Here is a 9,622-nt window from a genome sequence, read left to right on the forward strand (position 1 = left end):
CGCCTGCTCGAGCGCCAGCAGCAGCCACTCCTCGCCGAGCGGTTGCGCCGCGGCGACATCGCCGGCGGCGAGCACGGCGCGGGCTTGCTGGAACAGCGCGGACGGCGGGTCCAGGACGGGATCGGAACGCAAGGCGGTTCAGGAGGTGGGTACCGAGGAGGCAGAGGATAGCGGCAACAGCCGCGGCGCCAGCAGCTCGGCCAGCCATTGCATGAAGGCCTGCACCCGCCGCGGCAACTGGCGCCGGTGCGCGTAGAGCAGGTGCACCGGCATCGGCGCGGGCCGGAAGCGGGGCAGCACCTCCACCAGACGGCCGTCCAGCACCTCCGCCTCGATCCCGTGGCGCGGCACCTGCGTGAGGCCCAGCCCGGCCAGGCAGGCCGCCGCGTAGGAGCCGGAATCGCTCACCGTCAGCGCACCGGTCATCGGCACGAAGTGCGTCGCGCCGGCGTCGTCGCACCATTCGAAGCCGGGGCAACGCTGACCCAGCGTCGTCACGTACTGGACCAGCCGATGGCGGACCAGGTCCTCGAGGGACTCCGGCATGCCGAACTCGGCGATGTAGGCGCGCTGGCGAGGTTGGCCATCGCCAGCGCGCCCAGCGGCCGGGCCACCAGGGTGGAATCGCCGAGCGGCCCCACCCGCAGCACGCAGTCGAAACCCTCGCGCACGAGGTCGACGCGGCGGTCGGTGCTGCTGAGCTCGACCTCCAGCCCCGGATGCGCCGCGAGAACTCGGGCAGTCGCGGGACGACGAGGTCCTGGGCGATCCGCATCGGCATGTCCACCCGCAGCCGGCCGCGCAGGCCGCTGGCGGCCGGCTGGAACATGGTCTGCATGTCGTCGAGGTCGGCCAGCAGGTCCTTGCAGCGTTCGTAGCAGGCCTGCCGTCCTGCGTCAGCTGCACGCGCCGCGTCGTGCGGTGGAAGAGCCGCGTGCCCAGGCTGGCCTCGAGCCGCTGCACGGCCGTGGACGCGCTGGCCTTGGGCAGGCCCAGGCTCTGCGCGGCCTGGGTGAAGCTGGCCAGTTCCGCGACCCGGACGAAGACCTGGAGCGTCTCGATCGAGGGCGGCGGGGAGGCCGGCAAGCGGAGGGGAGCGTCGCTCATTTGTTCGTCTCGCGTGAACGGTCAAATCGGTTCAGGACGATTTATACGCCAACCATCGATCAATAAAGTTCCTGCATCCGATTCACCGACCCCAGCAGGAGCTCACCATGACAACGACCACCGCTTCCACCTCCGCCTCCGTTTCCACTTCCACCTCGACCCGCATCGCGCTGATCACCGGCGGCAGCCGCGGACTGGGCCGCAACGCCGCCGTGCATCTCGCCCGCCGCGGCATCGACAGCATCGTGACCTACCGCAGCCAGCAGGCCGAGGCACAGGCCGTCATCGACGAGATCCGCCAGCTGGGCGGCCGCGCGGCGGCCTTGCCGCTCGACGTGGGCGACAGCGGCAGCTTCCCGGCCTTCGCCCAGGCGCTGAAGCAGACGCTCCAGCAGCACTGGCAGCGCGAGCGCTTCGACCACCTGGTCAACAACGCCGGCATGGGCGTGCATGCGCCGCTGGCCGACACCACCGAGGCCCAGTTCGACGAACTGATGCGCGTGCACCTGAAGGGCCCGTTCTTCCTCACGCAGGCGCTGCTGCCGCTGATGAACGACGGCGGCAGCGTGCTGAACGTGTCCAGCGGCCTGGCCCGCTTCGCGATGCCGGGCTACGGCGCGTACGCGACGATGAAGGGCGGCGTCGAGGTGATGACGCGCTACATGGCCAAGGAGTTCGGCGCGCGTGGCATCCGCGTGAACACGCTCGCGCCCGGCGCGATCGAGACCGACTTCGGCGGCGGCACGGTGCGCGACAACGCGCAGGTCAACGCCCTTGTCGCGTCGGTCACGGCGCTGGGCCGCGTCGGCTTGCCGGATGACATCGGGCCGGTCGTCGCCTCGCTGCTGTCGGACGACAACCGCTGGGTCAACGCGCAGCGCGTGGAAGCGTCGGGCGGCATGTTCGTCTGATCGGTCTCACCGGGCGCGCGCGTAGGGAGCCCGCGGCTCCTGCGCGCGCTGCACGACGTCCCCCAGGCAGTCCGGGTAGCGTCGCTGCAGATGCTTCAAGCCCGCCTGCCGGCTGGCTTTGTAGTCCAGGCTTTCCTGGAGGAACTGCAGACGGGCGCGGTTCTCGTCGATCAGCTCCGCCCATGTCGTCACGCGGACCGAGAAGTTGTAGGGAAGATGCACCTCCCGTTCGAGCTCGGCGTGCTCACGTGCGCCCCTCGCGAGTTCCCGGCCCACGAGCCAGAAGGACCACTTGACCTCAACGGCACGAAAGCGCTCGTCTCGGGACACGCGCTTGGCGTAACGATTGATCTGATCGATCTCGTCCTCGGAAATCCGCACGCGTGGCGCCTTGAGCTCGACCACGAGGTGCTCCAGCGTCGATGGCTGGTGACGCCGCGTCGCACGCGAGAACATGAGGTCGATGATCGCCAGCTTCTGCTTCGGAACGTCGAACGGCTGATCGATCTGGATGTCGCCCCCCAGCATCTTCTGATGCTTGCGCAACACTTCGGTGAGCGATCGGTTGTCGACGGAGAGCGCGAACTCATCGCCGAAGAGCCAGGGGTTGCGCGCGACGATGGGATGCAGTTCCCCACGCTCCTTCACATGGGGCCGCAGCGTTTCGTCGAAGAGCAGGGTCTCCAATCCGTCGAGCAGTTGAAGCCGCTGGGTGACCACGTGGGACTCCCGGATGACCGACGACAGCGACACGTCCTTCAGCAACTCGGCCATCATCTGGCGCTCTTCGGCCGGCAGGTTGAGCACCTCGGCCAGCAGCAGCTGCAACTCCTCGGGGCCGCATTCGACGGCCTGCCGCAGCAACCGGAACTGCAGCGCCATCGCCTCCGGCGAGAGCGTCCGGAACACCGGATGGAAGCGCGACAGATGCCAGGCCACCTGATCGAACAGCTGGCGCTCCAGCACCTCGACCGCCGTCAGCGGATCGCGGGAGAACGGATAGAGGCCCTGCGCCTGCCAGGCCTCGACCGGCGGTCGATCGGGCTCGCGCTGGGGAGTGTTCGTCATGACTGCACCTCGCTGGAGGAGAAGCCCCGGAGCGGGGCGAGGCAGTCACTCTAGGCAGCGCGTCGACCCGCGGCACTCCTGCATTCGCGATGGACATCGCGGCGATTCCAACTGCTTGGGGGCGCGCGATGCCCGATCGGAGTCGTCGCGCGGGTCGGGCGGGCGCCAGGGCCCGGCGTCAATGCCCGCCGCCCAGATAGGCCGCCTTCACCGCCGGATCGGTGCGCAGCTTCTCCGCCGGACCGTGCAGCGAGATGCGCCCGTTCTCCAGCACGTAACCGTAGTCGGCCACCGCCAGCGCGGCCGCGGCGAACTGCTCCACCAGCAGCATCGTCACGCCTTGCCCCTTCAGCCGCTCGATGATGCGGAACACCTCGTCCACCAGGATCGGCGCGAGCCCCATCGAGGGCTCGTCCAGCAGCACGACCTCGGGGTTGAGCATGGTGGCGCGCGCCATTGCCAGCATCTGCTGCTCGCCGCCCGAGAGCGTGCCCGCGAGCTGCTGGCGCCGCTCCTTCAGGCGCGGGAAGAGCTCCATCGCCTTCTCCAGGTCGGCCTCAACATCGCCCTTGGGCCGCGCGCCCGTGTAGCGCGGGAATGCGCCCAGGCGCAGGTTGTCGGTGACGCTCATCGTGGCGAACACGCGCCGTCCCTCCGGCGAATGCGCCAGCCCCAGCCGCGCGATGTGGTACGACTCCAGGCCGTCGATGCGCTTGCCGTTGAGCGTGATCTGCCCGGCGCTGGGCGCGATCATCCCGGACACCGCCCGCATCGTCGTCGTCTTGCCGGCCCCGTTGGAGCCGATCAGCGTCACCACCCGTCCCTTGGGCACCTCCACCGAGATGCCGTGCAGCACTTCGACCTTGCCGTAGCCGGCATGCAGTTGATCGATCTTGAGCATGTCTGTTCCGCTCCGCGCTCAGGCCGGCTGGCCGCCGAGGTAGGCCTCGATCACCTTGGGATCGGCCTGCACCTGCGCCGGCCTGCCCTCGGCGATCTTCTGGCCGAAGTCCAGCACCGACACCACGTCGCAGATGCCCATCACCACGTCCATGTGGTGCTCGATCAGGATCACCGTGATGCCGTGGTCGCGGATCTTGCCGATGATGCGCATCAGCTCCTTGATGTCCGGCGCCGTCAGGCCGGCCGCGGGTTCGTCCAGCAGCAGGAGCTTCGGGTCCAGCGCCAGCGCCCGCGCGATCTCCAGCAGCCGCTGCTTGCCGTAGGGCAGGTTGCGCGCCTCCTCGAAGGCCAGCTCCCCCAGTCCGACGAACTCCAGCAGGCCCAGCGCCCGGGCCCGGGCCTGCGCGTCCTCCGCGTTGTAGCGCGGCGAGTGCAGCGCCACCTGCACCAGGTTGCTGCCGAAGCTGTGATGCAGCGCCACCATCACGTTGTGCAGCGCGCTCATCTCGCCGAACAGCTGCACGTTCTGGAAGGTCCGCGCGATGCCCGACAGCGCGATGTCGGCCGAGGTGCGCCCCACCAGCGAGCGGTCGACGAAGCGCAGCTCGCCCGCCGTCGGCACGTAGATGCCGGTCAGCACATTCATCATCGTGCTCTTGCCCGAGCCGTTCGGGCCGATCAGGCCGTGGATCGTGCCGCGGCGCACCTGCAGGTCGACGTTGTTGAGCGCCTTCAGGCCGCCGAACTGCATCAGCACGCCCCGCGCGTCGATCAGCAGCTCGTCCGCGCCGCCGGCCCGCGCGATGGCGTCCGCGGGTTTCTCGGCCACCGGGCCGCCCTCGCCCACCGGCCTGGCCTTGATGTGCAGCGCGCCGCGCACGAAGCCGACGATGCCGTCCTGCAGGTAGTAGACGACGAACAGCGTGATGAGCCCGAAGATCGACAAGCGCCAGTCGGTCATCGTCTCCAGCACGAAGGACAGCCCCGCCAACGCGATGCTGCCCACCACCGGCACCGCCGCCTGCACGCCGCCGACCTTGCCGCGGCGCAGCGCCACGACGGTCACCGCCACCACCAGCAGCGCAAAGGCCACCGACACGTAGCGGAACAGCTGCAGGTCGTCGAGCAGCTTGGGCAGCAGCACGATGATCGCGGCGCCCAGCAGCGCGCCGGTGCGGGTCTTGCGGCCGCCCATGATGATGGCCAGCAGAAACATCACCGTCAGTTCGAAGTTGTAGGTGTTGGGCGAGATGTACTGCTCGGAGTAGGCGTACAGCGCGCCGGCCAGGCCCGCCAGCCCGGCGCTGACCACGAAGGCGTAAACCTTGTAGCGGTAGACCGAGACGCCCATGCAGTCCGACGCCACCGGGCTGCCGCGCAGCGCCTCGAACGCGCGGCCCAGGTGCGAGCGCAGCACGCGATGCACGAACACCAGCGACGCCAGCAGCATCACCGCGACCAGCCAGTAGAACTCCGTCTCGTCGAGCTGGTGGCCCAGCAGCTTGGGCTTGGTGAGCGTGATGCCCATGGGGCCGTTGGTCAGGAAGTCCATCTCGTTGATCAGGATCTGGATGATGGTGCCGAAGGCCAGGGTCACCATCGCCAGGTAGGGCCCGGTCACGCGCAGCGCCGGCAGGGCCAGCAGCGCGCCGAAGGCGGCCGTCACGCCGACCGCCAGCGGCAGCGTCACCAGGATCCAGAGCCCGAACTTGGTGATCAGCACGCCGGCGGTGTAGGCGCCGATGCCGAACAGCCCGGCATGGCCCAGCGAGACCTGCCCGGTGTAGCCCACCACGATGTCCAGGCCGAACAGCACGATCGCGTAGATCATGATGTCTCGACCAGGTGGATGTAGTACGGGTTGCCCGACACCAGCGGGAACGCGAACAGCGCCACGATGGCGACGGCGCCCGCGACGAATTTCTTCGGATTGGTCTTGGTCGTCATGGGGGCTCAGACCTTCTTGATCGCGGTCTTGCCGAACAGGCCGGCCGGCTTGAGCGCCAGCACGATCAGCAGCAGCACCAGGCCCGGCACGTCCTTGTAGCCGGTGGACAGGTAGAAGCCGGTCGTCGTCTCGGCGATGCCCAGGATGATCCCGCCGACGATGATGCCCATGCCCGAGGTCAGCCCGCCGATGATCGCCACCGCGAAGGCCTTCAGGCCGAGCACCGCGCCCATCGTGGCGCCCGTGAGCGTGAGCGGCGCGATCAGCACCCCGGCGAAGGCCGCCGTCAGCGACGACAGCGCGTACGAGAAGGTGATCACCAGACCCGTGTTGATGCCCATCAGCTTGGCGGCGTCGCGGTCGTTGAAGGTCGCCACGACCGCGCGGCCGTAGATCGAGCGCCGGTTGAAGAGCTCGACCGCCAGCATCATCAGCAGCGCGCCCACCACGACCAGGATCTCCATCGGCAGCACGTTGGCGCCGAGCAGCTTGATCGGCGCCTCCGGCAGCGGCGACGGGAACTTCAGGTCGTCGCGGCCCCAGACGTTCTCGGCCACGTTCTTGAAGATGATGCCCAGCGCGATGGTGGACATGATCCAGCCGAACTCCGACTTGATCTTGATGGCGGGACGCACGCCGATGCGCTCGACGAAGGCGCCCTGCAGCGCGCCGAACAGGCACACCAGCGGGATCATCAGCCAGTAGTTCACGCCGTGCCCGACCAGCGTCAGGCCCACGAGCGCGCCCAGCATCAGCGCGTCCCCCTGGCCGAAGTTGAGGGTGTCGGAGGTGGAGAAGGTCAGCTGGTAGCCGAAGGCGATGACCGCGTAGATCATGCCGAGCGCGATGCCGCTGAACACCAGTTGGGTCAGGATCTGCATACGGAGTCCGGGACGTCAGGGAAGAAAAAACGGCCGCACCGGGCGGCGTTTCGTGGGGTCACTTCTTCTGGGTCAAGGCGCCCTTGGCGTTGACGTCCTTGACCTTGACCTCGGAGGCCGCCTTGAAGTCGGCCTCGTAGGCATAGACCACGCGCTGGCCCTTCACCTCGCCGAACACCGGGATGTTGGCGGTGATGGCCTCGTGGTCGGTCTTGGTGAAGGGCTTGTTGTAGGTCGTGACGACGCCCTCGACGGGGGCCTTCAGGTCCTCGAGCGCGGCCTTGACCTTGGGCCCTTCGGTGCTGCCGGCCTGCTTGATCGCCGCGGCCAGCAGGTAGATCGAGTCGTAGCCCTGCGCGGCCGAGACCGGCGAATCGATGCGGCTGTTCTTCGGGTTGAACGTCTTGAGGTAGTTGACGATGAAGGACTGGCGCTTGGGCGTGGTCGGTTCCTGGATGAAGGTCTGCGGCATGCGCGCGCCTTCGCCGCCGGGGCCGGCGTTGTCGATGTAGTTGGCCATCGACAGCGTCCAGCTGCCCACCATCGGCACCTTCCAGCCGAGCTTGGTCATGCCGTTGGCGATCTGCGCCAGCTCGGGGCCGATGCCGTAGGTCAGGATGGCCTCGGCGCCGGCCTCCTTGGCCTTGAGCAGCTGGGCCGTCATGTCGACGTCCTTGATGTTGAACTTCTCGACGGCGACGGGCTTGATGCCCTTGAGCTCGAGCGCCTTCTCCAGGTCGGCGCGGCCGAGCTGGCCGTAGTTGGTGGAGTCGGCCAGGATGGCGACCTTCTTGAAGCCGCGGCGGGTGATGGCCTCCTCGACGATCATCGGCGCCTGGATCGAGTCGTGGGCGGCATTGCGGAAGACGTAGTTCTCGGGCTGGTCCTTGAACTGCTGGGTGATCACCGAGCCGGTGGCCACGTTGTTCATCACCGGGATCTTGGCGTCCTGGTAGAAGCGCTGCGCGGCGAGCGCGACACCGGTGTTGATGAAGCCGACGGTGGCGACGACCTTCTCGCGGTTGATGAGTTCCTGGGCGATCTGGACGCCGCGTTCGTTCTTGGCCTCGTCGTCGCGCTCGACGAGCTGGATCTGGCGGCCCAAGACCCCGCCGTTCTTGTTGATTTCCTGGGCTGCCAATCGCACACCGTCGCGCATGCTGACGCCCATCGACGACGAACCGCCGGTGAAGGGGCCGGAGACGCCGATCTTGATCGGGTCGGCCGCGAGGGCGGCGAAGCTGGCGGCGGCCAGGGCGGTAGCGGTGATCCAACGCGCGCTGAACATCATGTTTGTCTCCGAATGGTCTGGTCCATGAGGGGTCGGAACGCCAACCCTCGAGCGCCGGTACAACAAACAGCCGGACGCACGGCGTCAGCCTTCTCGGAACATGGTGCATGAAGCGTGTCGGATTGCACGCATGCGATTACGTACTCGCAAACCCGGAGCGGGGCGTTCAGCGTGGTGTCAGGTCTGTGGACGTGCCGCCGGCACGCGCCACTGCGGTGCGCGCGTGGCTCGCCGGGCTCAGGCGTCGGCGGCGCGCCCGCGCGCCCGCAGGGCCCACGCGGCGATCACAGCCACCGCCAGCACCGCCATCGCGTACCCGCTCAGCGCGCCCCAGCCGCCGTGGTCCCAGAACCACCCGCCCATCGCGCCGAGCGTGCTGGAGCCGAGGTAGTACGCGAGCAGGTAGAGCGAAGCCGCATGGCCCTTGCTGCGTCCGCCGAGCGCGCCGACCCAGGCGCTGCTCACCGAGTGCGCGACGAAGAAGCCGATCGTCAGCAGCACGATGCCCAGGATCACCGCCGGCAGCCAGGCCAGCAGCGTGAGCCCCACGCCCGCCGTCGCCAGCGCGATGCCCGACAGCAGCGCCGGCGCCCGCCCGAAGCGGTCGGACAGACTGCCCGCCGTCGCCGACGCGGCAATGCCGAAGAGGTAGGCGCAGAAGATCAGCCCGATCGCGCTCTGGCTCAGCGAGAACGGCGGCCTCATCAGCCGGAAGCCGGCGTAGTTGTAGACCGCGACGAACATGCCCATCATCAGGAAGCCCATCCCGAACAGCAGCGGCAGCATCGTATGCGTGAGATGCGCCCGCCACGTGGCCACATGCTCCGACAGCGTCACGCCGCGGCGGCGCACGAAGTGCTTTGATGGCGGCAGCAGCAGCCAGAAGCCGATCGCCGCCAGCAGCCCCAGCACGCTGACGATGAACAGCGCCGGCCGCCATCCGAAGGCATCGCTCAGCAGGCTCACCCCGACCCGGCCCATCATCCCGCCGAAGGCCGTGCCGCCGACGTACTGGCCCATCGCCCGGCCCAGGCCCTTCGGATGGATCTCCTCGGCCAGGTAGGCCATCGCCACCGCCGGGACGCCGCCCAGCACCAGGCCCTCCAGCGCCCGCGCCACCAGCATCCCGTGCCAGCCCGGCACCACCGAGGCGATCAGGTTCAGCAGCGCCGCCATCGCCATCGACGCGAACATCAGCCGCTTGCGGTCCATGCTCTCCGACAGCGCCCCGGCGCAGAGGATCGCGAACGCGAGCGCACCGGTCGCCAGCGACAGCGACAGCGCGCTTGTCGCCGCGCCGACCTGGAATTCCGCCGCGAACAGCGGCAGCAGCGGCTGCACGCTGTACAGCAGCGAGAAGGTGGTGAAACCCGCCAGGAACAGCGCGAACGCGATGCGGCGGTAGGCGCGCGTGCCGGGCTCGGCGTGCTCGGCGTGCTCGGCGTGCTTGGCGTGCTCGGCGTGCTCGGCGTGCGGGGCAGCGGCGGGCGCCGGGCCCGGGGAACTGCTCATC

At 68.7% G+C, this 9,622-nt stretch carries 7 protein-coding genes and 1 pseudogene; 1 reads left to right on the forward strand and 7 read right to left on the reverse strand.

The window, feature by feature from the left end:
• Window positions 1-138: 138 nt before the first annotated feature.
• Window positions 139-1,107 (reverse strand): annotated as a pseudogene (locus FUT87_RS08630) (LysR family transcriptional regulator).
• Window positions 1,108-1,214: 107 nt separating this feature from the next.
• Here FUT87_RS08630 and FUT87_RS08635 point away from each other — a divergent pair.
• Window positions 1,215-2,018, forward strand: coding sequence for an SDR family NAD(P)-dependent oxidoreductase (locus FUT87_RS08635; RefSeq protein ID WP_147240760.1), 804 nt, complete (start codon window positions 1,215-1,217; stop codon window positions 2,016-2,018).
• Between the two features lie 6 nt (window positions 2,019-2,024).
• On the opposite strand, the gene FUT87_RS08640 is transcribed toward FUT87_RS08635, so the two are convergent.
• The 6 genes from FUT87_RS08640 to FUT87_RS08665 form a co-directional block, all read right to left on the reverse strand.
• Window positions 2,025-2,984, reverse strand: coding sequence for a type I restriction enzyme HsdR N-terminal domain-containing protein (locus FUT87_RS08640; RefSeq protein WP_147240761.1), 960 nt, complete (start codon window positions 2,982-2,984; stop codon window positions 2,025-2,027).
• Window positions 2,985-3,264: 280 nt separating this feature from the next.
• Complete coding sequence (locus tag FUT87_RS08645) at window positions 3,265-3,987, reverse strand: ABC transporter ATP-binding protein (RefSeq protein ID WP_147240762.1); 723 nt, start codon at window positions 3,985-3,987, stop codon at window positions 3,265-3,267.
• Between the two features lie 18 nt (window positions 3,988-4,005).
• On the reverse strand, window positions 4,006-5,820 hold the full coding sequence (locus FUT87_RS08650; protein ID WP_404935377.1) for an ABC transporter permease subunit: 1,815 nt from the start codon (window positions 5,818-5,820) through the stop codon (window positions 4,006-4,008).
• Window positions 5,821-5,942: 122 nt separating this feature from the next.
• Window positions 5,943-6,818 (reverse strand): branched-chain amino acid ABC transporter permease, encoded by an 876-nt coding sequence (locus FUT87_RS08655; RefSeq protein ID WP_091730939.1) that lies wholly within the window; start codon window positions 6,816-6,818, stop codon window positions 5,943-5,945.
• 58 nt (window positions 6,819-6,876) lie between these two features.
• Window positions 6,877-8,109 carry an ABC transporter substrate-binding protein gene (locus FUT87_RS08660; protein WP_091730935.1) on the reverse strand — a complete coding sequence of 411 codons (1,233 nt, stop codon included), beginning with the start codon at window positions 8,107-8,109 and terminating at the stop codon, window positions 6,877-6,879.
• A 237-nt stretch (window positions 8,110-8,346) separates the two neighbouring features.
• Window positions 8,347-9,621, reverse strand: coding sequence for an MFS transporter (locus FUT87_RS08665; protein WP_147240763.1), 1,275 nt, complete (start codon window positions 9,619-9,621; stop codon window positions 8,347-8,349).
• Window position 9,622 lies beyond the last annotated feature (1 nt).

This window comes from Mitsuaria sp. TWR114 (assembly GCF_007997345.1).

What these genes read in the sequence shown, in the direction of transcription:
- FUT87_RS08635 (WP_147240760.1), top strand. Translation starts at nt 1,215, where the DNA reads ATGACAACGACCACCGCTTCCACCTCCGCCTCCGTTTCCACTTCCACC.
- FUT87_RS08645 (WP_147240762.1), bottom strand. Translation starts at nt 3,987, where the DNA reads ATGCTCAAGATCGATCAACTGCATGCCGGCTACGGCAAGGTCGAAGTG.
- FUT87_RS08655 (WP_091730939.1), bottom strand. Translation starts at nt 6,818, where the DNA reads ATGCAGATCCTGACCCAACTGGTGTTCAGCGGCATCGCGCTCGGCATG.
- FUT87_RS08665 (WP_147240763.1), bottom strand. Translation starts at nt 9,621, where the DNA reads ATGAGCAGTTCCCCGGGCCCGGCGCCCGCCGCTGCCCCGCACGCCGAG.
- FUT87_RS08660 (WP_091730935.1), bottom strand. Translation starts at nt 8,109, where the DNA reads ATGATGTTCAGCGCGCGTTGGATCACCGCTACCGCCCTGGCCGCCGCC.
- FUT87_RS08650 (WP_404935377.1), bottom strand. Translation starts at nt 5,820, where the DNA reads ATGATCTACGCGATCGTGCTGTTCGGCCTGGACATCGTGGTGGGCTAC.